At 41.3% G+C, this 26,336-nt stretch carries 14 protein-coding genes; all 14 read left to right on the forward strand.

Annotated elements, in window-relative coordinates; translation table 11 throughout:
* A complete protein-coding gene (locus ACFEL9_RS05580; RefSeq protein ID WP_385886907.1) occupies nucleotides 1-3,135 on the forward strand; it encodes a SusC/RagA family TonB-linked outer membrane protein in 3,135 nt (1,044 codons plus the stop codon).
* Nucleotides 3,136-3,165: 30 nt separating this feature from the next.
* On the forward strand, nucleotides 3,166-4,611 hold the full coding sequence (locus ACFEL9_RS05585; protein ID WP_385886910.1) for a RagB/SusD family nutrient uptake outer membrane protein: 1,446 nt from the start codon (nucleotides 3,166-3,168) through the stop codon (nucleotides 4,609-4,611).
* A 51-nt stretch (nucleotides 4,612-4,662) separates the two neighbouring features.
* Nucleotides 4,663-6,858 (forward strand): beta-galactosidase trimerization domain-containing protein, encoded by a 2,196-nt coding sequence (locus ACFEL9_RS05590; RefSeq protein ID WP_385886913.1) that lies wholly within the window; start codon nucleotides 4,663-4,665, stop codon nucleotides 6,856-6,858.
* 75 nt (nucleotides 6,859-6,933) lie between these two features.
* Nucleotides 6,934-9,126: an alpha-amylase family protein gene (locus ACFEL9_RS05595; RefSeq protein ID WP_385886915.1), complete on the forward strand. Its 2,193-nt coding sequence runs from the start codon at nucleotides 6,934-6,936 to the stop codon at nucleotides 9,124-9,126.
* Between the two features lie 165 nt (nucleotides 9,127-9,291).
* Nucleotides 9,292-11,076, forward strand: coding sequence for an L-lactate permease (locus tag ACFEL9_RS05600; RefSeq protein ID WP_385886917.1), 1,785 nt, complete (start codon nucleotides 9,292-9,294; stop codon nucleotides 11,074-11,076).
* 148 nt (nucleotides 11,077-11,224) lie between these two features.
* Nucleotides 11,225-12,184 carry a D-2-hydroxyacid dehydrogenase gene (locus ACFEL9_RS05605; protein ID WP_385886920.1) on the forward strand — a complete coding sequence of 320 codons (960 nt, stop codon included), beginning with the start codon at nucleotides 11,225-11,227 and terminating at the stop codon, nucleotides 12,182-12,184.
* A 103-nt stretch (nucleotides 12,185-12,287) separates the two neighbouring features.
* Nucleotides 12,288-14,489, forward strand: a complete 2,202-nt coding sequence (locus ACFEL9_RS05610; RefSeq protein ID WP_385886922.1) for an outer membrane protein assembly factor BamB family protein — start codon at nucleotides 12,288-12,290, stop codon at nucleotides 14,487-14,489.
* A 46-nt stretch (nucleotides 14,490-14,535) separates the two neighbouring features.
* Complete coding sequence (locus ACFEL9_RS05615) at nucleotides 14,536-15,510, forward strand: sugar phosphate isomerase/epimerase family protein (RefSeq protein ID WP_385886925.1); 975 nt, start codon at nucleotides 14,536-14,538, stop codon at nucleotides 15,508-15,510.
* A gap of 27 nt (nucleotides 15,511-15,537) precedes the next feature.
* The gene (locus ACFEL9_RS05620) at nucleotides 15,538-16,311 is read left to right on the forward strand and encodes an MBL fold metallo-hydrolase (protein ID WP_385886928.1); all 774 of its coding nucleotides are present in this window, start codon (nucleotides 15,538-15,540) and stop codon (nucleotides 16,309-16,311) included.
* The gene (locus ACFEL9_RS05625) at nucleotides 16,308-18,038 is read left to right on the forward strand and encodes a hypothetical protein (protein ID WP_385886930.1); all 1,731 of its coding nucleotides are present in this window, start codon (nucleotides 16,308-16,310) and stop codon (nucleotides 18,036-18,038) included. Before ACFEL9_RS05620 ends, ACFEL9_RS05625 begins: the two co-directional genes overlap by 4 nt.
* 98 nt (nucleotides 18,039-18,136) lie before the next feature.
* Nucleotides 18,137-20,218, forward strand: coding sequence for a TonB-dependent receptor (locus ACFEL9_RS05630; RefSeq protein WP_385886932.1), 2,082 nt, complete (start codon nucleotides 18,137-18,139; stop codon nucleotides 20,216-20,218).
* A 64-nt stretch (nucleotides 20,219-20,282) separates the two neighbouring features.
* Nucleotides 20,283-22,247: a glycoside hydrolase family 32 protein gene (locus ACFEL9_RS05635; RefSeq protein ID WP_385886935.1), complete on the forward strand. Its 1,965-nt coding sequence runs from the start codon at nucleotides 20,283-20,285 to the stop codon at nucleotides 22,245-22,247.
* Nucleotides 22,248-22,359: 112 nt separating this feature from the next.
* Nucleotides 22,360-23,520, forward strand: coding sequence for a glycerate kinase (locus ACFEL9_RS05640; protein WP_385886938.1), 1,161 nt, complete (start codon nucleotides 22,360-22,362; stop codon nucleotides 23,518-23,520).
* A 9-nt stretch (nucleotides 23,521-23,529) separates the two neighbouring features.
* Nucleotides 23,530-26,334, forward strand: coding sequence for an FAD-binding and (Fe-S)-binding domain-containing protein (locus ACFEL9_RS05645; protein WP_385886941.1), 2,805 nt, complete (start codon nucleotides 23,530-23,532; stop codon nucleotides 26,332-26,334).
* Nucleotides 26,335-26,336 lie beyond the last annotated feature (2 nt).

Raw genomic sequence — 26,336 nt, forward strand, 5'->3', positions numbered from 1 at the left:
ATGAATCCAAATCAAGTTACAAACAGGTTATGTTTGGTTGCGCTTATTTTCTTTTTTTTCTTTAGTCAATCGAGCGAATGTATAGGGCAACAAAAGAACAGTAACATCAAAGGGGTCGTAGTGACCGATAACAACGGACCCATTCCCAACGTGAATGTTATTATCAGGAATACAAAGAATAATTTTACGTCCGGCACCACCACGGATAGCAGCGGAATTTTTTCCTTTTCAAAAATCCCTTCCGGCGGACCTTACAGCTTTAGTTTCTCTGCTGCAGGATTTGAATCCCAAACTTTATCAGGCTATAGTGTTAAAGAAAGCAGCGACCTGTCTCTTGTCATTACTATGAAAGAGTCAGTGATCTCAATGGACCAGGTGATTGTGATAGGCTATGGCACACAAAAAAGAAAGGACCTGACCGGATCTATTGCATCAGTAAGCAGTAAGGAATTTAAAGATCTTGCTTCAACTCGTATTGACCAGGCGTTGCTCGGAAAAGTAGCGGGTGTCCAGGTAAAACCGGTTTCCGGGGAGCCGGGTGTGGCACCACAAATCAGTATAAGAGGAATTGGAAGTATTTCGGCCGGCCCGGACCCGTTATATGTTGTGGATGGATATCCTGTCGGAAGTATTGAGACATTAAATCCAAACGATATTGAAAGCATAGATATTTTAAAAGACGCATCCGCCACTGCCATTTATGGATCACGGGGAGCTAATGGAGTTATCATTATCAATACGAAGAGAGGTCGGGCCGGTAAGCCAATGATAACTTTTGATACGTACACCGGCTGGCAAAAAGTTGCCAAAAAGCCGGAGATGATGAATGCAAAGGAGATGGCTCAATACTTTTATGATGGGATTAAAAACAGGAATATTGATGAAGGCCGTCCTGTTACCGGTCCGCCTGAAACCTGGTTCAGGATTGTACCGCCGGTGATTCTTGATGTACTTGAAGGCAGAAATATGCATGATGTTGATGCATTAGATGTGGTACTGCATACTGCTCCACAAAGTCAATATCAATTGACCGCTACTGGTGGGAATGAAAATGTAAAGTATGCTCTGAGCGGTGAGTACCTGACACAAAAAGGGATCATACTGAATAGCAATTTTGACAGGTATTCACTAAGAGCAAATATTGATGCCAAATTATCAAACAGGCTTTCCGCCCGGATCAATCTCAACCCCTCCTATACCGATAAAAATGCACTGCCAACAACAGGTAATCAGGGCGAAGGAATATTAGGAAGCGCTATGGCAACTCACAATTTTTATCCTTTGCTGGATGAAAATGGTGAATATTTCTTTTTTGGCGGACTGGCGGCACAGGCAAATTTTTCAAATCCTTTGGCAGTGGCAAATGAATATAAGGCCAATCAAAAATCCTTCAGGCTGCTCAGCAATGTAAATGTCGATTATAAAATAATCGAAGACCTAAAGCTGAGTGTATTAGCCGGTGCAAGTTTTTTGAATACAAAAAGGATGACATTTAAACCAAGCCTCCCGGTTTTTTTTAATAATCCGCCAACCGGAACTGATAATTCATTTTCAAGTATAAACTGGATAACGGAAGCCACATTGAATTATAGTAAAAAGTTAAATAAACATAACCTGGCCGGGCTTGTTGGTTATACCGCGCAAAAAGAAAGCGGGTATTCAAATTTTTTGGAAAGCAACCGGTATCCTAATAATTTAATACAAACGCTAAGCGCTGTTGGCGGGCAGATCACTAACGGGACCTCCGAAAAATACACCTGGTCAATATTGTCTTACCTGGCGAGATTGAATTATAATTTCAATAATAAATATTACCTGACAGCTTCCATACGTACCGATGGATCTTCCCGGTTTGGCGCCAATAAAAAGTATGGGGTTTTTCCTTCGGCAGCAGTAGCCTGGAGAATTTCGGATGAAGATTTTTTTAAAAGCATTGAGTTTGTAAATGAATTGAAGTTGCGAACCAGTTATGGAGAAACCGGGAATAATAATATTGGAAACTATGAACAATACGCCACTATCAATTACCTCACTTATGATTTAGGTGGCGTTGCGGTAGGGGGATTTGCACCCCAAAGACTTTCCAATCCTTCTTTGACATGGGAAAAGCAGCAGTCAGTCAACATAGGAATAGATGCCAGTTTCCTGGAAAGACGATTGTCTCTTACAGTAGATTATTTCAGGTCAAAAAATAAAGATCTTTTATTGAATGTCAATATCCCGGCTATTACCGGATTTACCAATGCGCTGAAAAATATTGGTGAGGTTCAAAACACCGGTTGGGAATTTGTTGTGCGATCAGTCAACCTTGATAAGAAATTGATATGGACTACCGATTTTAATTTATCCACCTATCGTAACAAAGTTGTAAAACTTGGACCGGAAGGCGACCCGATTTTTACGGATAACAATGTCACGATGCTGGGACAACCCATCGGTATGTTCTATGGTTTAATCGTGGATGGTATTTTTAAAAACCAGGCAGAGCTGAACAAGGGGCCAATTTATAACCCGGGGGCCAGTGACCACTCAAGGGTCGGCGACGTAAGGTTTAAAGACGTAAGCGGACCGAATGGAAAACCGGATGGCATCATCAATAGTTTTGATAATACCATCATGGGAACTCCATACCCGGATTTCTATTATGGAATGACCAATAATTTTTCATACAAAAATTTTAGCCTGACGATCAGCCTGCAGGGCTCACATGGAAATAAGATTTATGATCTGTCGAGAAGTGCCGGAAATAGTACAAGAGCAAGGGTGAGAGTATATGCTTTCAATAACAATTACTGGAAATCTGAACAGGAGCCCGGAGACGGTAAAACACCAAGGCCTAATGACGCTCCTACAGGAGGGGTGAGACTTCCAAGTCAACGTTACCTGGATAACGGAACCTATCTCAGGTTCAATAACATCATAGTAAGCTATTCATTGCCCCGTCAATTCCTTTCAAAGCTGAAGTTAAATGCAGCCAGGGTTTATGTAAATGCAACCAACCCTTTCCTTATTACAAAAAATACAGCTTTTAATCCCGATGTTAGTTTTAGCAGCGATCCTTTAAGACCGGGCAATGAGTCTAACGACTATCCGTTGGCTAAAAGCCTTATCATCGGTTTGAATATTTCATTTTAAGCTTATTCAAAAAACTAAAAAATTACAGGTATGAAAAAATTACTCTTCTTGCTTGGACTGACACCTGTTCTTATATTTTCCTGTAAAAAAGATTTTATCGAAGCAAGGCCAGAATCGTCTGTTACCATTGATGTACTATATAAAACTGATAAAGATTTCCAGGATGCTGTTATCGGCTGTTACAGGGAATTGCAAATCCAATATAGAAACTTCTGGGTGTTTGGAGATCTGCGCAGTGACGACTCACAACAGGAAATATTCAGCAATATATCCCTGCTCACCGTCGACAATTTTACATTGGCCAGTGATGCTTCTCTGATCAGGGATACCTGGAGGAATTATTATATTCTGATTAACAGGGCCAATAATATTTTAGACCAGATCGAAAAAACAGATACGGCTATTGTAACAAACAAAAAGCGTCACATAGGAGAAGCAAAATTTTTAAGAGCCCTTGCCTATTTTGACTTAGTAAGAATTTTCGGGGCTGTTCCCAAGATCACCACAGTTATTTCTCTCGAAGAAGCCTATAACGCCGGGAGGGAAACGGTTGACAATATATACAGCCAGGTGATTATTCCGGATTTAACTGATGCGGAGAATAATTTGCCGGCAAAATATACGGGCCAGGATGTTGGACGAATTACCAAAGGTGCGGCCAAATCACTTTTAGGAAAGGTATACCTGACCATTAAAGATTTTTCCAAAGCGGAAATCAAACTGCAGGAAGTTACGACGATGGGTTATTCCCTGTTGCCGAAGTTCAACGACCTGTTCGATTATACAAAAAATGAACATCATAACGAATATATTTTTGACATAGAATTTGAAGAAGGAATAAGCCTGGGCAGCAATTATACCAATGACTTTTTGCCTATTTCGGTCCCTATGGCAAACTACTATGGAATTAAAGGAGCATTGGGCGAAAGAAACTCACCCACTAAATCCATCTTTGATGAGTTTGATCTGCAGGGTAATGATCCCAGGAAGAATATTTCTGTAGCCAAAGGAGGGTTTACTGATCAAAACGGAAACTTCATTCCATTGTTGCCGAACACCTCCCAATCGTATACGAAAAAATATATAACATCCGTAGCAAGTGGCGGTGACAGTAAAGTAAACTGGAAAGTGATCAGGTATGCTGATGTACTGTTAATGTATGCTGAGGCGCTGAATGAAAATGGAAAGACTGACCAGGCTTTAGAATTCCTCAACCAGGTTCGTCAACGGGTAGCCCTGTCGGCTTACACAGGTTTATCGAAAGATGATACAAGAGAAAAAATTTATACAGAAAGGCGACTCGAACTTGCTTTTGAAGGACACCGATGGTTTGACCTGGTAAGAACAGGACGAGCTTTCAGCATAATGCAACCTTACGGAATGTTGCAGCATATGACGTTTTTCCCGGTGCCGCTTAGCCAGGTGCAATTGATAAATGACAATTCTGTTTTCCCTCAAAACCCTGGGTATAACTGATGGTAGTGCTTTAAACAAAATGCTTTTTCTATCAAGTCTAAATAATTAGTTATGGATATTTCCCGCCGCAAGTTCCTGGCTTCAACTTCAATAATAACTGCCACCTCCTTGTTTGCTGACCCATTGTTCGCTTTTCAACCGATGGGAAATCCAGGGGATGACTGGCATTTAAGGATGCGAAGAGTTGCACAGCACAACTTAAATGAATATGATCCACGAAACCTGGATATTGATTACTGGGTTAATTATTGGGATGAGTTGAAACTAGATGCAATCATTTTAACGGGTGGGGGATTGATGGCGATGTATCCGACAAAGATAGCGGGTCATTATAAAAGTCAGTTCCTTGGCGGCAGGGATCTATTCGGAGATTATCTCAAAGCATTAAAGAAAAAAGGCATCAGGGTAATAGCAAGAATTGAAACCAACTATTTGCATAAGGATATATTCAGTGAGTATCCACAATGGTTTGAAAGAAACGCAGACGGGTCTCCACGGGAGCATGCCGAAACGCCCTGGATATATCGCACCTGTCTTTTTTCCAATTATAGAAATGAACAGGTTCCAAAAATCATGAAGGAGATAATGTCCCTTTATGATGTTGATGGATTTTTTACGAATAGCTGGCCCCAGGTTGGTGGCATGCCGCGTATATGCCATTGCGATAGTTGCAAAAGCCTGGGCAAATTGTCACGGAAGGAGATATCCGAAGAACACATGAAACGAACACTGGAAACAATCAATAAAATAACTAACGTAGTCAACGAAAAAAGGTCAGGCATAATTTATAATGTGAATATCGCAGGTGGTATCGGGGCCATTCAAAATATTAAAAAAATCGGGGACAGGGCGAAGTGGATCACCTGTGATCACCAGGGCAGAGGAGGCAATACACCGGTATGGGATTGTGCGCAACAGGGCAGAGTTGCTTATTCGGTAATGAAAGGAAAACCTGTAACAAATGTTGTTGGAATTAAAACCGGGGCATGGAGGCATAGCACTAACGCAGAAGCTGAAACTATTTTATGGTTAGCACAAACAACTTCCAGCGGAATGATACCTTGGTGGGTATATCTTGGAAGTGAGGTACAAGATAAACGGTGGATGGAAATAGGGCGTAAATATTATCAATGGCTGGCCAAACATCAAAAGCATTTTTTTAATAAACGGTCAATGTCTCGTTTGGGGGTTGTCTTTTCTCAGAAATTAAATGAATTATACGATGCACCCGGTAATGTACCAGGAGGATATGGTGGGCGTCCCGTTGATCCGAATGCCAAAGGCAATCCAATAGACTATTTGCAGGGTATTTACTATGCATTGCTTGAAGGAAGGTTTCCATTCGATTTGATACATGAAGATGATCTCAGTCCAGAGACCCTTAAAAACTATGATGCGCTAATAATGCCCAACATTGCGTTGCTTAGTGACGAACAAGCCGGAAATATAAAAACCTTTGTAAAAAATGGAGGCTCTTTATTGGCAACTTTTGAAACTGGTATTTATGATGAATGGGGTAGCCTGCGTAATGATTTTGCATTGGCTGATGTTTTTGATATTCGGCTGATGCCCGGGTATAAAAAACCAAAGGGACAAATTTTTTATGCAACGATCAATGCCGAACATGCTATAGTAAATGGCTTTGGCGATACCACTATACTTCCCGGTGGCGAATACTACGTTCCTGTCACTGCACCAGGTCAGCATGTACTGACTATTATTCCTCCCTATCCTAACGGAATTCCGGAAATGGTATATGCACATCAGCGAAAAGAATTGGATTATCCTGGGCAAAAAAGTAATGAGCCGGCAATGGTGATCCGTGAGAAAGGTAAGAGCCGGCTCGTTTATTTTCCTTCTGATATTGATAAAAACACTTGGACCAGATCAAGCGCTGATTTGAGCAAACTGATTCAACAATCGGTCAGCTGGATGTTGAAAGGGGAGTCGGTTGTAAGTGTGCAGGGAGAAGGTAACATAGAAATTTTTGTTTGGGAAACAGAGCCAGGATTTGCCATTCATATTCTGAATTATAATAACCCCAATATGGCAAGGGCTTCAATCAGAAAATTTTATCCTATCGGTGAACAAAAAGTAAAAATGAAATTGCCTGGTGGTGTAACTATTACAAAAGGAGAACTGATTCGCTCCGAAACACCATTGAAGTTTAAACAAACAGGAAATCTCATTGAATTTACTATTTCTTCTATCGAAGATTTTGAAATAGCAGCATTGTATAAGAACTAAAAAGCGGTCAGCAACTTATAATACCGGCAGCGGTTAATTTATTTCCTTTTTCAACTAATAATTTAAGAGTAAAATATGGCACAAACAAGACGTGATTTTATTACAAGTTCAGCATTGGCTTCGGCTGGTTTATTATTGTCTAACACCGCATCCGCTTTTCATGCAATAACTGATCCGGGAGAAAAATGGTATTTAAAAATGCGACGGGTAGCACAGCACAACCTGAATGAATATGATCCCAAAAACTTAGATATAGATAAGTGGGTAGACTATTGGGCAAGTCTTAAATTGAATGCAATAATTATTACAGCGGGCGGATTCATAGCCATGTACCCTACAAAACTTCCGCATCATTACAAAAGCCAGTTCCTCGGCAACCGGGATGTGTTCGGTGATTATCTAAAAGCATTAAAGAAAAAAGGTATTAAGGTAATTGCACGTATTGAAACCAATTTTCTTCACAAGGATATTTATGCGCAAAGACCGGAGTGGGTAGAAAAGAATGAAGATGGGAGTCCCCGTGAACACTCGGAAACTCCGTGGATCTATCGTACCTGTCTTTTTTCCAATTATCGAAATGAACAGGTGCCAAAGATCATGAATGAGATCATGGCAAACTATGATGTGGATGGCTTCTTTACCAATAGCTGGCCACAGGTAGAACTTCCTCCACATGTATGTCATTGTGAGAGTTGTAAACGGCTTGGAAATCTATCAACAAAAGAGGTATCGGAAATAGCAATGACACGAACGCTTGAAACCATAAACCTGCTGAATTCGACAGTAAGAAAGAAAGGACAGAAAATTGTTTATAACGTCAATATAGCCGGAGGTATCGGAGCGATCCAGGATTTGCAACAGGTGGGTAATCTTGCGGACTGGATCACTACCGATCACCAGGGCAGAGGTGGTGGCACACCTATTTGGGATTGTGCCCAACAAGGCAAAGTGGCTTATGCGGTAATGAAAGGACGGCCGGTAACCAATGTTGTCGGTACAAAAACCGGTCCTTGGCGCCATAGCAGCAATTCAGAAGCAGAAACAAATTTATGGTTGGCCCAAACAACTTCAAGCGGAATGATTCCCTGGCTGGTATGGTTGGGCAGTGACCTGCCTGATAATCGCTGGCAGGAAATAGGGCGCAAGTATTATCAATGGCTTGAAAAAAATGAAAAACATTTTTTCAATAAAAAACCGATGGCCCGCCTTGGTGTTGTTTTTTCTAATAAAGTAAATGAATTATACAAAGCACCGGGAAGGGTTCCCGGCGGTTATTGGGGCGATCCCGTCAATCCTAACGAAAGGGGAAACTCCACTGATTACCTCCAGGGAATTTATTATGCGCTCCTGGAAGGAAGGTTTGTCTTTGATTTTATTCATGTAAATGACCTGACGCCTGAAGGTCTTAAAAATTATAATGCGCTTATCTTGCCCAATATTGCATTACTCAGCAATGAGCAGGCCAATAACCTGAAAAGTTTTGTCAACAGGGGTGGTTCATTATTGGCAACATTTGAAACGGGAATGTATGATGAGTGGGGTAAGCCACGTAATGATTTTGCTTTATCGGATATTTTCGATGTTCATTTGAAAAGTGATTACAAAGGACCACGGGGACAGGTATTCTACACAAAAATTAATGATAAGCATGAAATCTTCAGGGAGTTTGAAATGCTTGAGCAACTTCCGGGTGGAGAATTTTATGTTCCGATAAAAGCATCCGGCAGGCACGTATTGGATATTGTGCCACCATTCCCCAATGGTATTCCTGAAATGGTTTATCCCTATCCTCGTAAAGAGATTGATAGTTCCGGCCAGGAAACAGATAACCCGGCCATTGTAGTAAGGGAAAAAGGGAATAGCCGGCTTGTTTACTTCCCAACTGATATAGACAAAAATGTATGGACACGGGGAAGTACAGACCTTAGCAGGATCATTCAAAATTCTGTAAGATGGATGATGAAGGATAAAATTAATATTTCGGTAGAAGGGGAAGGTTATGTAGAAGTTTTTGCCTGGGAAACAGAACCAGGATTTGCACTGCATATTTTAAATTACAATAACCCCAATATGACCCGCGCTTCGATCAGGAAGGTTTATCCAATAGGCGAGCAAAGAGTGAGAATGCAACTACCCAATGGTGTTAAAATTTCAAGAGCCCAATTACTGCGATCAGGTAAGCCTCTATCCATCAGGCAAAATGGCAACATCGTCGAATTCATCATACCATCAATCGGGGATTTTGAAATAGCGGCATTGTATAAATGAGCAGAGAATTTATGGTGAGTAAGGTTAAACTCAATTGATGAAAACACAGCTTATAATGATTTGAGTTTGGGAAACGGAAGGAGATGATAAAGTAATATCAAAGGTTAGAGAATAAGTAGGCGAATATTGATTAGCAACAGGAATTTGCTATAAGAATTAACAACTATGGATTGGAAACAACTTGTTGACCCGTTTAATAATATTGGTTTATCTGCACTTGTAGCAGTTATCCCGGTACTGTTTATTTTCTGGGCACTGATAGTAAAAAAAATGAAGGGCTATAAGGCCAGCTTATGTGCCACCGCGATTGCTATTGTGATTGCTGTAATCATATACGGGATGCCGGTAAAGCTTGCTTTACTTTCAACGTTCAATGGGGCTTTATATGGTTTGTTTCCCATCTGCTGGATTGTAATTACAGCCGTTTTTCTGTTCAATATCACGGTGCATAGCGGCCAGTTCGGGATCATCAAACATTTTATGGGGTCTATTACCTCCGACCGGAGATTGCAGGCACTATTGATTGCCTTTTCTTTTGGTTCCTTCCTGGAAGGCACTGCAGGTTTTGGCGCACCGGTGGCCATTACGGCGGCTATGCTGGTTGGCCTTGGATTCAATCCGTTGTATGCAGCGGGGATATGCCTCATTGCTAACACAGCCCCGGTTGCTTTTGGCGCCATTGGTATTCCTATCACTGTAGCATCACAGGTTACTGCTATTCCTGAAATGGCTATTTCAAAAATGGTAGGAAGGACATTACCGATCCTGTCAATCATGCTTCCTTTTTACTTAGTGTTTCTAATGTGCGGAATCAAAAAGTCAATGGAAATTCTGCCGGCCATTTTAGTATCGGGTTTTTCTTTTGCGGTGCTGCAATTTCTTTCCTCCAATTTTTTGGGCCCGGCACTTCCGGACGTTATTGCCGGCGTAGGGTCAATTATTTCCCTGGTTATTTTTTTGAAATTCTGGAAGCCAAAAAAGTTATGGCGCTTTCCGGATGAACCGACTCCAACACTGGATACAGAAGCTGATTTTTCAGGTATCCAGTTAGTCAGGGCCTGGTCTCCCTTTATATTACTGACAATACTGATCATAACCTGGGGACTACAGCCAGTCAAGCAGGTTCTCAACGCTATCGGGCTTATCGAATTCAAAATACCGGGTCTTCATCATGCCATCAGTGATAATAAAGGGAATTTAATACCACATATTTTTAAGTTCAATTATTTATCTGCATCGGGGACGGCGATACTCATTTCTGCATTGATCACAATACCGGTGATAGGTCTGGATTATAAAACAGGGGCCAAGATTTTCCTGCAAACACTAAAGCAATTGAAATTTCCAATCATTACTGTAGCCTCCGTTTTGGGATTTGCTTATATCGTGAATGATTCCGGTATTACGATAACCATGGCGGAAGCATTGGCAAAAACGGGTTTCCTGTTTCCTTTTTTTGCACCTATGCTTGGATGGCTTGGCGTGTTTATTACAGGATCTGATACTTCCGCCAATGCCTTGTTTGGTAAACTTCAGGCTTCCACTGCAGCTTCAATCGGTGTAGACCCGGTAGTGACTGTAGCTGCGAATGTTTCCGGTGGCGTAGTCGGAAAAATGATATCTCCGCAATCTATTGCCATTGCAGCAGCAGCCGGTGGATTGGTAGGCAAGGAATCTGATCTTTTCAGGTTTACTGTTAAGCATAGTTTTTTTATGCTTCTTTTTATTTGTGTTATCGTAATAGTGCAAGCCTACTTATTTACAGGAGTTATTCCTTCTTATCATGTTTTAGGCGCGGCATCAGCCATTTTAATTCCTGAGTTCTCTAAGGGCTATTTATACCTGAGTATTCTGACCGGCCTTCTGTCTGTATTTGTTTCTTCGGTCTTGCTGATGGCCAGAAAAAGAAATAACGGGTCAGAAGCCATGAACTTACAGACTACAAAATAATATGAATGCAGATGCAATCCCTAAAAAGTGTAAACAGAAAGAAATTATGAAACGACCATGATAAAATTTTCATTTTTCTCACACAGTCAATGAAAATTTTATCATGGTAAGTTCCATCTGGCTAAAATCAAATAAAAAAAAATTACAGATGAAAATCGTTGTATTGGATGGCTATACGTTGAATCCCGGAGACCTATCGTGGGAAGGGTTGAATCAGCTGGGCAATGTTGAAATATATGACAGAACTCCTGAAGAAAAAATCTTGGAACGATGCAAAGAGGCGGAAATTGTTTTCACCAATAAAACCCCGGTTAAGGCAGAAGTGTTAAGTCAATTACCTTCTTTAAAATATATCGGGGTTCTTGCTACCGGTTACAATGTTGTAGATGTCGATGTCGCCCAAAAAAATGGAATTGCGGTAACAAACATTCCTGGTTATGGAACCGCTTCTGTGGTTCAGTTCACATTTGCTTTATTGCTTGAACTCTGTCATCATGTGCAGCGCCATAGTGATGCTGTAATGGATGGTGAGTGGTCGCATGCGCTTGATTGGTGTTTCTGGGATTCTCCTTTGGTTGAGCTTTCAGGCAAGACAATGGGGATTATAGGCTTTGGACGAATTGGCCAGCGGGTGGCGGATATTGCGACAGCGTTTGGAATGAGCGTCATCGGATCAAGCAGAACAAAAACGGATCAATCGCATCGCAACAAATTTAAATGGGCGGAAGTGCCAGAACTCCTGGAACAAAGTGACGTAGTAAGTATCCACTGCCCTCTCTTTCCTGAAACAGAGGGATTGATCAATAAGGATAGTTTAAGGAAAATGAAAAGCTCAGCTTTCCTTTTAAATACATCACGGGGACCAATAATAGTAGATGAGGATTTGGCCGATGCATTAAATAACCATGTTATTGCCGGAGCTGCTTTGGATGTGCTTTCGGTTGAACCGCCCCCGGTTGATAACCCATTATTCAAAGCAAAAAATTGCATCATTACACCTCACATCGCATGGGCAACCAGGGAAGCAAGGGAGAGGCTTATGGAAATAGCAGTTGCCAACCTGTCATCTTTTATTGATGGGAGACCGGTTAATGTGGTGAACAAGTAGCAGAGAAACGATAACCGGTAACATCAATGATGTTGCTGACGATAAAGAAATTATAAACATGCAGTTAAAATAAAAATTAGTAAGGTTTTGAAACAGGAAAAATATGATGCAGGTAAAATATTATTATAGTTTGGCTTGTTTTGTCCTTTTAGTAGTAGTGATTTTCGGAGAATCATGCACTTCTTCGGAAGCGCATGAAGTTTATAACAACTGGAAAACTTATAACGGTACGAATGATAAAATACTATACTCTTCTTTAACTGAAATTGATACCAACAATGTAAAAGATCTGCAGGTAGCCTGGACCTATCGCACCAATGATGCCGAAGCGTCGAGCCAGCTCCAGGTTAATCCTATTGTGGTGGACGGAGTGTTGTACGGCGTGTCACCTCATTTAAAGCTGTTTGCGGTTGATCCGAAAACCGGTAAGGAAAAATGGATCTTTGATCCTTTTGTCGACAAGGATACCAGTACATCCGGCAAAAAAAAGCGTGGCGTGAATATTTGCCGGGGTGTCGCTTATTTTGATGGCAAAGAAAAAGACAAGTTCATTTTTTATACGGTTGGCTCATCTTTATACTGTATCGATATTTTTTCCGGAAAGCCTTCTCCATCTTTTGGCAATAAGGGTAGCATTGATTTGCATGATGATCTGGGCCGGGATGTTTCCCAGTCTTACGTGACATCCACATCACCAGGAATAATTTATAAAGATGTAATTATAATTGGAATCGCCACATCTGAAGATGCTAATGCAGCACCGGGGCATATAAGAGCATACGATGTGCATACGGGAAAAATGCGATGGATATTTCATACTATACCCTATCCGGGTGAAGCGGGGTATGAAACCTGGGATGATAAAGAAGCGTATAAACATATTGGCGGGGCTAATGTATGGGCGGGTTTTAGCTTGGATGAAAGAAGAGGTATTGTATTTGCGCCCACCGGTTCAGCAGCCGATGATTGGTATGGAGGTAAGCGGCTTGGAAATGGATTGTATTCAAATTCAGTTGTTGCTTTGGATGCCGCTACCGGGAAATTAAAATGGAGCTATCAAACTATTCACCATGATGTTTGGGACAGGGATCTGCCCGCTGCACCTGTTTTAGTTACGGTGATGAAAGATGGGAAAAAAACAGATGCTGTTTTGCAGGTAACAAAAACAGGATTCATTTTTTTGTTAGACAGGGAAACAGGCAAACCACTTTACCCGGTTGAAGAAAGGCCGGTGCCAACAACAACTGATCTTACAGGTGACAGACTTTCACCAACTCAACCTTACCCAACTTTTTTTAAACCTTTTGTTCGCCAGACATTAACAGAAGCGGATCTTAATACCAATATTCCGGATTCCTCTTACCAGGACATCAAGGCGAAACTGGCAACGTATAAAACAGGTCATTTGTTTAATCCTCCTTCCAAAACTCCTACGCTGATTTTTCCCGGGATGACAGGAGGCGCGGAATGGGGTGGCCCTGCATTTGATCCTGCTACAGGTATCATGTACATCAATGCGAATGAAATTCCAAGGCTGCTTACAATCGGTGATGCAAAAGAAGAAAAAGTTACATCCAATCAAACCAACCTGGAAGCGGGTAAAATTTTGTTTGCGAATAATTGTGCAGCTTGTCATGGACCCGATAGAAAAGGAAATGGTGATTTCCCTTCGTTGATTGATGCAGGAAAGAAATATGATCTGGCAGCATTCTTAAGTTTATTATCTACGGGAAAAAACAGGATGCCCGGTTTTAATCATCTCGGTCAAAGTGAAAAAACGGCCATTGCATCTTTTATTCTTGATCAAAAATCAATACAGGATAATAAGTTCGTCGCTGCTGAAAAGGCGAAGGATGAGTATCATCAAATTCCTTTTTCTTCCACTTCAGGGCGGCCTTCTAAATTCGAAACAAAAGAAGGATACCCGGCTGTGTCGCCTCCCTGGGGAACGCTGACTGCGATCAATCTTAACACAGGTGAATTTGTCTGGAAACAACCGCTTGGCGATTATCCTGAATTAAAAGCAAAAGGGATACACAGTGGAACGGAAAACTTTGGCGGACCGGTTGTTACTGCCGGAGGGGTATTATTTATTGCTGCAACAAAAGACGAAAAATTCCGGGCATTTAATAAAAGAACGGGAGAGCTATTGTGGGAAACTGATTTGCCTGCCGCAGGCTTTGCTACACCGTCTATCTATGAAATAGGTGGAAAGCAGTTTGTGGTAATTGCATGCGGCGGCGGAAAATTAAAAACAAAATCGGGTGACAGTTTTGTAGCGTTCAGTTTGCCCGATAAAAAATAAGAGATCATTAATGAATCATCCGATAATATTTTTTTAAAAGTAACACATGAAACGAAAGGATTTTATCTCTTCATCATTATTAACTACCGCCGGCCTGGCATTGCCAACATTGGCATTGGCTGATACACATAATAGTCTGGCAAATACAAGTCCCCTTGATTTGAAAAGAATACCAACAGGTGAAAAAGCGAAGGTTTGTATTTTTTCAAAACAACTTCAGTGGCTGAACTACCACGACCTGGCAAAAGCCGTAGCAGACATGGGGTATGATGGAATTGATTTAACTGTTCGTGCCAATGGACATGTATTGCCTGAAAAAGTAGAGACCGATTTACCCAGGGCGGTTGAAGCCGCTGAAAAAGCGGGCATAAAAGTATTGATGATCAGTACAGACATACGGGATGCCGATGAACCTTTAACCAAAAGAATATTAAAAACAGCCGTAGCACAAAAAATACATTATTACAGAACTTCAGGGCTTAATTATCAAAAAGACATTGATATTCCTGCAACCCTTGAAGCAATAAAGAAAAAATTTTCAGGTCTAGCGGCGCTCAACAAAGAGTATGGGCTTTACAGCAGTTACCTGAATCATTCGGGTGAAGGATTTGGATCTTCTATCTGGGATCTATGGTTGACAATAAAAGATCTTGATCCCCATTACATCGGCAGCCAATACGATATAAAGCATTCAACTATTGCCGGAGCTTATTCATGGCCCGTATGCTTTAAGCTTATTCATCCATATGTTCAAACGATGGTCATCAGGGATTTCAGATGGGAAAAAAATAAAGACTTATGGGAAATAAAACCGGTTCCAATCGGAGAGGGAATGGTAGATCTTAAAAAATATTTTGGTTTGGTAAAACAGTATGGGATCAAGGGGCCCATTTGCATCATGTGCGATTATGAACTGGGAGGCGCTGAAAACGGAGCTACTTCATTGACCATCCCCGGAAAAAATGTTTTGGAAGCCATGAAAAAAGATCTTGATGCCGTAAAAAGATTTTTGCAATTGTGAGGTATATAGTTCTAAAAAATTATAAGTATGGAGCGAAGAAAATTTATCAGCACTTCGGTAGGTCTGTCTGTACTGCTCAGCGCCGGTTGTGCAAGCCATAAGGCAATGTCAGGTCATAAACAGCCTGCAACAGGAAATTCCATTTTATTAAAGGGGAAAAAGGACTCTGCCATTACGCATTGGGACATTATTACGATTGGCAATCTTTCCCGCAACAGGTATTGGGGTGAAAGCGAAGAGAAATCTCTTCATTCCGTTATTTGTACGACCACGGTAATTACGGGAAAGAATTTTCATGTCATTGTGGATCCTTCCCTTAAAGATGGCAAAGCAATGGCAGATGAATTAAAAAGGCGTACGGGACTTACTCCTAATAATATTGATGTGGTTTTTGTTACACATGAACATGGTGATCATCATGTGGGCATGCCTAATTTTCCCAACGCAAAATGGTTAGCCAGTCCATTGGCCGCAGCAGCTATTAATGAGAAAGAAAGTTATGGAAAAAAAGTGGAGCCTGCTGGTAGCCACATATTTGATGTGATTGATGTTGTTGCTGCTCCGGGTCATACACCTGGCACCAGTGGTCTTCGTTTTGATTACAAGGGCTTATCCGTATTCGTTGCAGGAGACTCAGTGGCGACAAAAGATTTTTGGGATGAGGGTCGCATGTATTTCAAAGCACTGGATATAGAAGAATCATTGCGTACATACAAAAAGATTGCTTCTGTTGCGGATATTGTTGTGCCTGGTCATGACAATTATTTTCTATGTAGTGACACTAATTGGTACCACTCATGAAAGGAGCGGCGCCTGTTTTTTGTTTATTGATCGTTATAGTATGGCACAATAATACCTATTGCCAGGAAGATTATTTATTTAGCGGATCAAAGGAAGCACTGAATACACATAAACGGGGTGAGGTTTTGTATAACGGATTACAATTGCCGGATACCTGGCCACCACGGAATATTGACAGGTCTAGAAAACCAATTGAAGTGCCCTATTTGCTGAATAAGCCGGATGCTGTTTTAATTGATGTAGGCAGGCAGTTATTTGTAGACGATTTTCTCATTGAGCAAATGACGTTGAAAAAGATTTACCACAGCGCTGAAAAAATAAATGCGAATCCATTATTCAAACCTGAAACGGAGATTGAATTGAATGGAGGAAATATTCCTGTTGCGGCGCCATTTAATGACGGAATATGGTATGACCATAAGGACAAACTTTATAAAATGTGGTATCATGCCGGTTGGTTTAGTGGAACAGCTTATGCAACCAGTATTGACGGAGTTCGTTGGATACGTCCTGAATTGGATATCGTTCCGGGAACAAACCTGGTCTTAAAAATCCGTGATGGCTATCGAAGGGACGGCGCCACTATTTGGATGGATGAGGAAGCAGTGGATAGCCGAAGCCGTTATAAAATGTTTTTGTATAACAGGTACCGTGGAGGGGAGGGAGGAGAATTATATGAATCATGGGATGGAATACACTGGAATTTTTTACGTACGACTTCCGCCCTTGGTGATAACAGTAGTTTTTTTTACAACCCCTTTCGAAAAAAATGGGTGTTCAGTATCAGGTCGTACTGGCAACATCAACGGGTACGCAGTTACTATGAGGCAGATAATTTTCTTGACGCTTCGCAATGGGAAAGCGATACCACTTCCCCGAAATCGCCTGTATACTGGCTCAAAGCCGATTGGCTTGATGAACCTAATAGCATGATTAATGATTCCACTCAGTTTTATGATGCGGATGCAGTGGCTTATGAAAGTATCCTATTGGGATTATTCACTATTCATCGCGGCCCTAATAACAAGATTGCCAAGTTTGGCGGGTTCCCTAAAATAACGGACATGAATCTTGGATATAGTCGCGATGGATTTCATTTTGAACGCCCGGATAGAAAGCCTTTCATTGGATCTACCAATAAAACAGGTGACTGGGACAGGGGTTATATTCATGCAGTGGGCGGTGGTTGTCTTGTTGTTCGGGACAGCCTTTATTTTTATTACAGCGCCTGGTCGGGATGGTCGCCCAATTTAAAAGCTGATATATATGCAGGAGGCAGTATGGGGCTGGCGGTTTTGCGAAGAGATGGTTTTGTTTCTTTAAATGCCGGTGAAGAGGAAGGATACATTATTACCCGACCTGTAATTTTTAACGGCAAGTATATGTTCGTCAATGTTGACAATAAAGAAGGGAGTCTGCTGGTAGAAGTATTGGATGAAAATTATAAGGTCATTTTGCCTTATACAAGAAGTGAGTGTGAAACGATTAATTCCAATAGTACTATTCAGCAGGTAAGCTGGAATAAAAGAAGCGATCTAGCATCATTGAAAGGAAAAAAAGTAAGGTTTAAATTTTATCTTAAAAAAGGGAGTCTCTATTCTTTTTGGGTCACGCATGATAAATTGGGCGCAAGCTATGGTTATGTTGCTGCAGGAGGGCCGGGGTTGAAAGGAAGTAAGGATACGGAAGGAAAAAGGGCATATAGAACAAAAGTGATTGATAGGTGAATGATAGATAGAGGTGGCGGTAAAAGATTTATCAGCAACAATTGGAAACAAAAAATATAGGATTCTGCAATTAATCTAATAATCTAAAATAGTATTTGATGAACCGGATAGCGATATTCATATTTTCATTAACAGTGTCTTTGGCTTCTTTGGCTCAGAAAGAAAAAGAATTTCCTGGCGAAGACACCATCCTTTCCCAAAATCTTGCTGAAGTTGTGGTGAAGGCGTATGAGCAGAAAGAAAAATTAATACAGGTGCCTGCAGCCATCAATTATATCGATAAATCACAATTTGATCGCTTCAGCAACACCAGTATTTTGCCTGCCCTTAACGCAACACCCGGAGTGAGGATGGAAGAACGTTCTCCGGGAAGTTATCGGATGAATATCCGCGGCAGTACTTTACGTTCACCTTTTGGTGTCCGCAATATAAAAATCTACTGGGATGGAATTCCTTTTACTGATCCGGGTGGCAACACTTACCTGAACCAGTTTGGCTATTATAATTTACACAGTATCGAAGTTATCAAAGGTCCGGGCAGCAGTTTGTATGGGGCAGGAACGGGCGGAACCATACTTATACAAAGTGAACCAGAAAGCTGGGATCCCGGAGTAATGCTTAATTACGGATATGGCAGTTTTAATCTCAATAGTATGAACGTACAGGCAAGATTGGGCAGTGATGACAGGAGAAATAGTTTTAATTACACGCATCAATATAGTGACGGTTACCGCTATCATACAAGCATGCGGCGTGATATCGCTACCTGGCAGACGGAGGCCAGTATTGGAAGTAAACAAAAACTGCGTGCTTCTGTTTTATACGGCGATCTATATTACCAAACACCCGGTGCACTAAAATTGGAAGAATACAATTCCGATCCAAAAGCGGCGCGACCTGCCGCAGGACCATTTCCCGACGCTGAAACAGCAAAGGCTGCCATTTATCAAAAAACTTTTCTGGCGAGTATCACCAATGCGTATCAATTCAATGATCATTTTCAAAATACTTTTGTTCTTTATGGAGCTTTCTCACAAATAAAGAATCCTACTTTCCGTAATTATGAAAAGAGAATGGAACCGCATTTTGGCGGAAGAACGGTTTTTAAATGGGATCGTCAGCTAATGAATTCATCCCTGCAGGTTCTTTTTGGCGGTGAAGCGCAACGGGGTTTCTTCAATACCAAAACATTTAAAAATAAAAGGGGTAACACCGATACTTTACTAACCGATGATGATATTAATAATTGGATCTATTCTGTATTTGCACAGGGTGATCTCCGCTTATCACATGGTTGGATTGTGATGGCAGGTTTAAGTATCAACAGGTCTTCCATTGAAATCACCCGGCTTTCTATCCCTTCTTCGTCTCCAAAGAAAAGAATTTATAGTAGTGAGTGGGCACCGAGAGTGGCAGTGGCCAAAAAGATAATTCCAGGTTTGATGATCTATGCGAGCATATCGAAAGGATTTTCCCCGCCTACAGCGCAGGAAGTACTCCCGTCTACGAGCGTAATCAGCACTGATCTTGAGGCGGAACATGGTATAAATTATGAAGCTGGCTTCAAAAGCAATTGGCTAAACCAGAGATTATATGTAGAAATAAATGCTTTTTATTTTCAGTTGAAGAATACAATTGTGCAAAGACGTGACAATTCCGGAGGAGATTATTTTATCAATGCAGGATCTACCCGTCAGCGGGGTATTGAAACCCAGGCATCGTACCAGTTGCTTCAGCATCGCAACGGTTTTATCAATCATGTAAGTACAAGAATTAGCCATACGTGGAATGATTTTAAGTACCGTAATTTTAAGCAAGTGAATAATGATTACGCAGGAAAACAACTTCCGGGTGTCGCTCCCCACACGTTGGCAGCAGGATTAGATGTAGTAACCAGGCCTGGTTTTTATACCAATATTACCTATTACTATAGCGATCCGGTAGCGGTGAATGATGGCAATATTTCATATTCTTTCCCTTATAATTTGCTGGAAGCACGAACTGGCTGGAGAGCGACGGTACGCAAAAAGATCACCCTGGAGGTGTTTACAGGAGTGAATAATCTTTTTGATGTACAATATAGTATGGGTTATGATATTAACGCCGCCGGCGGGCGATACTATAATGCCGCCCCGGGTATTAATTATTACGCCGGTATTTCATTGAAAAGCTTTAGATAATCCAGACGGCTTTACCTCCAGACAGATCGTATAAATTTTTTAAGATTACTTCAATGTAAAAAGAATGCAACTGAAGAGCTATTTTGGTTTATGGGTGATGATGTCCCTGTTATTTTTATTTCCCCGGAAGCCCTTTGCCCAGTACGATGAAAAATACCGGCCGCAATTTCATTTTAGTCCCAGATCCGGATGGATAGGAGACCCAGATGGTTTGGTTTATTCTGAAGGAAAATACCACCTTTTTTGGTGGGGACACGCAGTGTCGGAAGATTTGGTTCATTGGAAAGAATTACCCTATCCCATGCAAGGGGGAGATGGTTCATTTTCTTATTTCTCAGGCTCAGTAGTTGTAGATAAAGAAAATACTTCGGGCTTTGGGACCAACAGCATGATTGCTGTTTACACGATGCATAAAAGAGGAGACAGTCTTCCTGAAACACAGGGTTTATCAGTAAGTAATGACCAGGTCAATTTTCATTTTTATAAAAGCAATCCGGTATTAGATGTAAAGAAGATTTTTTTCAGGGATCCGCAGATTTTTTGGTATGCTCCAACCAATAAGTGGATTATGGTCGTTACTGTTCCTGATCAGCATAGAATACATTTCTATTCTTCGGGTAATTTAAAAGATTGGATTTACTTAAGCGAGTTTGGCGATTTAGGTGCACGCAGTGCTTTTTGGGAATGCCCTGATCTTTTCGAACTCGACGTAGACGGAAAGGCCGGTCAAAAAAAATGGGTGCTTATGATTGGGCAGGGGCCTAACAGGGTTCAATATTTTATGGGCAGCTTTAATGGTAAAAAATTTATACCGGATGAAGCGACCATTTCATACCTGAACGAAGGCAAAGGAATGCAGGGAACGGTATTTGAAGATTTCAATGATGCTCAGTATACCGGTTGGAAAATAGCGGGCACGGCTTTTGGCACAGGGCCAAATCGTTCCGATACAATAGTCAGGTTAGGTGAAGGTAACGCAAGCTCATCACGGGAATCTGATCGGGCAAGGGGAACACTGACTTCTGCGCCATTTATAATAAATAAGAATGCTATTAATTTCCTGGTAGCCGGAGGAGATCACCCCGGTCGAACTTGTATAAATCTCGTTGTAAGTAATAGTATAGTAAGAACGGCTACAGGCGGCAACAGCTCAATTATGAAATGGGAAGGCTGGGATGTAAGTGAATTTATTGGACAAAAAGCCACCATTCAAATAGTAGATAATTATGGTGGAGAGGATTGGGGGCATATCGATATTGATCATATCGTTTTTTCCAATATCGCTCAGCAACAAAAATTACAACATGCGCTATGGTTGGACTACGGGACGGATTTTTATGCGACGAGGTCATGGCGGGATATCGATAATAAAGGTATAGCCCCTGTTTTTTTGGGATGGCTGGGGAATTGGCAGTATGCCCGAAATGTTCCTTCCCAATGGGGTAAAGGCTTTGAATCAGTACCAAGAGAGATTGCTTTAAAAACTTTTCCCGAAGGTGTTCGTTTGATTCAGGCTCCTGTTGATGCATTGAAAAAACTGCGTGGAAATTCAGTCGAGTTTAGCAACCGGCTAATAAAAGGTAATGTTGACCTGTTGGAATTTAAACCGTTAAAAAATACCTATGAAATTGAAGCAATATTTAATACAAATTTACAGGCGGCATTTGGAGTGAATTTATTAGTTGGAGATGGCAGAAAACTCGTAATAAAATACGATCCTAAAAGTTCCAGTCTTTGCATAGACCGATCTAATTGTACTGATTTTATTTCCAACCCGGATTTCACTGAAAAATTTGCTACCAAAATGTTTGCACCTGTGGAACAAGAAAACAATAGGGTAAAGCTGCGCATTTTAGTGGATCAATCATCCGTAGAGGTTTTTACAAATGACGGTAAAATTGTGCTAAGCGTTTTAACTTATCCCTCGGAATCGCAAACCGGCATTCAATTGTTTTCCGAAAAGGGACAGGCGGAATTGCTAAATTTTAAGGCATGGGAGTTGTCATCTATCTGGAAGGCTGGTTTATAACGCGGTAAAATAGGATGATCAGGTTTTTATAAAATTTATATTAAACATTTAAGCGGATAAAAGATTTATAAGCGACTGTCGGGAACAAGCGCAATCGAAAAAATAAATAGTAATGCATATTCTTATTTCACCAAACGCATTTAAAAATAGTATTGACGCTGGAGCTGCCGCATTAGCTATTAAAGAAGGCTTGCAGCAAAGTAAATTGAAGTGTGAGTGTGAATGTTTTCCTGTTGGTGATGGCGGCGATGGAACAGGGGACCTGATCATTTCAAAATTGGCGGGTACGCTGGTTTCGACGGAAGTCAATGATCCGTTGGGAAGAAAAATAAAAGCTTCCTTTGGTTTAATTGATAAAGGCGATACGGCTGTTATAGAAATGGCGAATGCTTCCGGGTTGAAATTGTTGAGGCCTGGTGAACTAAATCCGCTTTTCGCCACTTCCTATGGCACAGGAGAGCAGATCCGGTTAGCATTTGACAATGGAGCAAAAAAAATCATTATTGGAATGGGTGGCTCAGCAACTGTGGATGGGGGCTATGGAATTTTGAAAGCTCTTGGGGCCAGGTTCTTAAATGCACGGGGAAAAGATATCGACAAACTACCCGGAAGTTTTAAAGAACTGCATTCAATTGAACTGGCAGGGCTTGATCCGAGAATAGCAGAAAGCGAGATAATTGTTCTTTGTGATGTAGATAATAAACTGTTAGGGACACATGGGGCCGCGAAAATATTCGGGCCGCAAAAAGGGGCTTCGGCACAGGCGGTGCAGCAGCTCGAAGGAGGCCTTGCAAAGTTTTCAATTGTTGCGTTTCACCAGACCGGCCGGGACATGGCTGAAGTTAAATATGGAGGAACCGCAGGCGGTGCGGCAGCAGGGTTGTATGCTATACTGAATGCAAAACTGGTGAATGGCATTGATTATTTTCTCAGGCTTACGGATTTTGAAAAATCATTAGAAAACAACGACCTTGTTATTACCGGTGAGGGGAGTATTGATGAACAAACATTGCAGGGAAAAGCTCCATTCGGAGTTGCATTGCATGCAAAACAAATGGGATTGCCCGTGATCGGCCTGGCTGGCAGATTGCCGTTAGAAATCCATGAAACGTTGCATCAATATTTTGATGTATTGATGCCCATAAGCCATGAGCCATTGGATATAGCAACGGCGATTCAATGCACCTCGTCCAATTTAAAGAGAACAGCATTTGAGTTAGGCAATTTACTGGCGGTAAAAAATAATGAACTTATTTTAAGGTCCTTTCAATAATAATACAGAATGGACAGTTTGGAAACACGATTGCATACGATTTTGCCAAAGCAACGGGTCAAGGCCAGGCTAATTGATCGCTATGCCTATGCCAGCGATGCAAGCCACTTTTATCTTTTACCCAAAGCGGTTGTGCAACCTATCTCAATTGAAGAAGTAAAAAAAATATTTGAATTTTCTCATCGTGAAAACATACATATCACTTTTCGTGCCGGTGGTACAAGCCTTTCAGGACAGGGAGTTACGGATGGCATCTTAGTGGATCTGAGTAATTATTGGAGAAAAGTTGCGCCGGAAAATAATGGTGAAACAGTACGCGTTGAACCGTCGGTAATTGGAGCAAATGTGAATCATGCGCTAAAACGCTTTGGACGGAAAATAGGACCCGATCCCGCTTCAATCAATGCTGCGATGATGGGCGGCATTTTATCCAATAATTCAAGCGGTATGTGTTGCGGGGTAATTCAAAACTCATACCACACATTAAGGTCTATGACTTTCGTGTTGCCCAATGGTATGGTTTTTAATTCTGAGTTGCCTGAGGACTACATAAGGTTTGAAAGCGAAGCGAACGATATAGCCGAAGAACTTCGGGCATTACGAAACGAAATTTTGAACAATCCACCACTTGTTGAACGTATCCGTAAAAAATATAAGCAGAAAAATACAGTAGGTTATTGTATGAATGCTTTTATCGATTATGAACATCCGCTGGATATTCTGACACATGTAATAATTGGGGGTGAAGGAACGCTGGCGTTTATTGCAGAAGCTGTATTGAATACTGTTCCTGATTTGCCTTATAAAATGACTGCCATGTTGTATTTTGAAAATCCTGAAATAGCCTGTAGTGCTATTTATGATTTAAAAAGTACAGGAGCAGAAGCACTGGAGTTTATGGACAGGGCGTCCTTGCGTTCAGTAGAGGATATGCCCGGCGTTCCGGCCCTATTAAAAGAATTGCCCTCCCGGGCGTCCGCTATATTATGTGAATTCCAGGAAACCACCCAGGCGAAACTTTTAGAAAAATATGAAAAAGCCAAACCGGTTTTTGCGACATTGCCCTTACTAACTGAACCCAACTTTACACAGGATACTCAAGAGCAGGCAGTGATGTGGAAGATCAGGAAGGGGATGTATCCTTCCGTAGCCGGTATGAGAGTCAGAGGCACTTCTGCATTGATGGAGGATTTTACATTTCCTGTTGAGCGACTGGGCGAAGCCGTTGTAGATGTACAGCGCTTATTTGAAAAATATCATTATGAAAACGGGATCATCTTCGGTCATGCCAAAGATGGCAACCTGCATTTTGTTATATCACAAAGTTTTTTTTCAAAAGAAGATATAGATCATTATGAAAAATTTAATGATGAACTCTTTGACCTGATTTTAAATAAATATGATGGGGCATTGAAAGCGGAACATAGTTCCGGAAGAGCCGTATCAGCATTTATTGAAAAGGAATGGGGAACTGACGCCTGGCATATTATGAAACGGCTAAAGAAGATTATTGATCCTGCTAACCTGCTTAACCCTGGTATCATCATAACGGAGGATAAGTTTACCCATATTCATAATTTAAAAGTGATGCCGGTAGTGGAGGAAGAAGTAGACAAATGTATTGAATGTGGTTTTTGCGAACATATCTGCCCCAGCCGCGACCTGACACTAACACCCAGGCGCAGAATTGGTGTACGTCGTGCTATAAAACGTTTGGAATTGGCAGGGGATAATACCACAAGGCGAGCTTTATTAAAGGACTATGATTATGATGGTATCGCGACCTGTGCCGTCGATGGCATGTGTGCTACCAATTGTCCCGTTGATATAAATACAGGTGACCTTGTAAAACGTTTGAGGCGTGAAAATCATTCTTCCTTTCAAAAGAAACTTGCATTATGGGGCGCGAAGCATTTTAATTTCTTTGAAGGGGCTGCGAGACTGGCATTAAGGACAGGCTTTTTGCTGAATCGTGTTGCTGGTAAAAATTTCATGAAAAAAATTACAGCAACTACAAAAAGAATATTGCCGGTCGTGCCGGTATGGTCAAATCAGTTAAGGATGCCCGGAAAAAAAATCGTCAACCCGGAATCGGGAAACGAAAGTCAGCAGGTTATTTATTTTTCAAGTTGTGTTTCCCGTATGATGGGTGGTGAAGCCGGGAATGTGTTTTTATCCGTCTGTCAAAAAGCCAATATTAAAGTCATAGTCCCTCCAGATATAAAAGGTACTTGCTGTGGGCAGGTCTTTTCGTCAAAAGGATATGTTGATGCTTATCGTTTAATGACTAATCGAACTATAGAAAAACTGTGGGTAAGCTCATTGAACGGCAAAATTCCAATAATCCTGGATGTCACCAGTTGTACGCAAACCATACGATCATGCCGGAGTTATCTGACGAATGAGAATAAGAACCGCTTTGATAAAATGAATATTATAGATGTGATTGATTTTGCCGCGGAAAAATTGTTGCCGCAATTGACAATCACCAGACCAAAAGATAAAATTGTTTTTCATCCTGTTTGTTCCGTTTATAAAATAGGGTTACTGCCAAAGCTTCAAGTGATTGGTAAAGCCTGTGCAAAACAGGCGGATATTCCCGCTTTCACCAGGTGCTGCGGGATGGCCGGCGACAAGGGATTTTATTATCCTCAATTAACAGCATCGGCAACCAGGATCGAATCGGATGAAGTAAAGCAAACCAGTTATGATGGGTACTATTCTTCTTCTGCCACCTGTGAAATGGCCCTGTCAGAAGCAGTTGGAAAGAACTATGAGTCCATTTTGAAATTGCTGGATGAAGTAGCAGAATAAAT

Source organism: Terrimonas alba (assembly GCF_042434975.1).
GTDB classification, from domain to species: domain Bacteria; phylum Bacteroidota; class Bacteroidia; order Chitinophagales; family Chitinophagaceae; genus Terrimonas_B; species Terrimonas_B alba.

Excerpts from the sequence above, each read along its gene's own strand:
- ACFEL9_RS05630 (WP_385886932.1), top strand. The coding sequence starts at position 18,137 with ATGAACCGGATAGCGATATTCATATTTTCATTAACAGTGTCTTTGGCT.
- ACFEL9_RS05605 (WP_385886920.1), top strand. The coding sequence starts at position 11,225 with ATGAAAATCGTTGTATTGGATGGCTATACGTTGAATCCCGGAGACCTA.
- ACFEL9_RS05615 (WP_385886925.1), top strand. The coding sequence starts at position 14,536 with ATGAAACGAAAGGATTTTATCTCTTCATCATTATTAACTACCGCCGGC.
- ACFEL9_RS05595 (WP_385886915.1), top strand. The coding sequence starts at position 6,934 with ATGGCACAAACAAGACGTGATTTTATTACAAGTTCAGCATTGGCTTCG.
- ACFEL9_RS05625 (WP_385886930.1), top strand. The coding sequence starts at position 16,308 with ATGAAAGGAGCGGCGCCTGTTTTTTGTTTATTGATCGTTATAGTATGG.
- ACFEL9_RS05585 (WP_385886910.1), top strand. The coding sequence starts at position 3,166 with ATGAAAAAATTACTCTTCTTGCTTGGACTGACACCTGTTCTTATATTT.
- ACFEL9_RS05610 (WP_385886922.1), top strand. The coding sequence starts at position 12,288 with ATGATGCAGGTAAAATATTATTATAGTTTGGCTTGTTTTGTCCTTTTA.
- ACFEL9_RS05620 (WP_385886928.1), top strand. The coding sequence starts at position 15,538 with ATGGAGCGAAGAAAATTTATCAGCACTTCGGTAGGTCTGTCTGTACTG.
- ACFEL9_RS05635 (WP_385886935.1), top strand. The coding sequence starts at position 20,283 with ATGCAACTGAAGAGCTATTTTGGTTTATGGGTGATGATGTCCCTGTTA.
- ACFEL9_RS05645 (WP_385886941.1), top strand. The coding sequence starts at position 23,530 with ATGGACAGTTTGGAAACACGATTGCATACGATTTTGCCAAAGCAACGG.
- ACFEL9_RS05580 (WP_385886907.1), top strand. The coding sequence starts at position 1 with ATGAATCCAAATCAAGTTACAAACAGGTTATGTTTGGTTGCGCTTATT.
- ACFEL9_RS05590 (WP_385886913.1), top strand. The coding sequence starts at position 4,663 with ATGGATATTTCCCGCCGCAAGTTCCTGGCTTCAACTTCAATAATAACT.
- ACFEL9_RS05600 (WP_385886917.1), top strand. The coding sequence starts at position 9,292 with ATGGATTGGAAACAACTTGTTGACCCGTTTAATAATATTGGTTTATCT.
- ACFEL9_RS05640 (WP_385886938.1), top strand. The coding sequence starts at position 22,360 with ATGCATATTCTTATTTCACCAAACGCATTTAAAAATAGTATTGACGCT.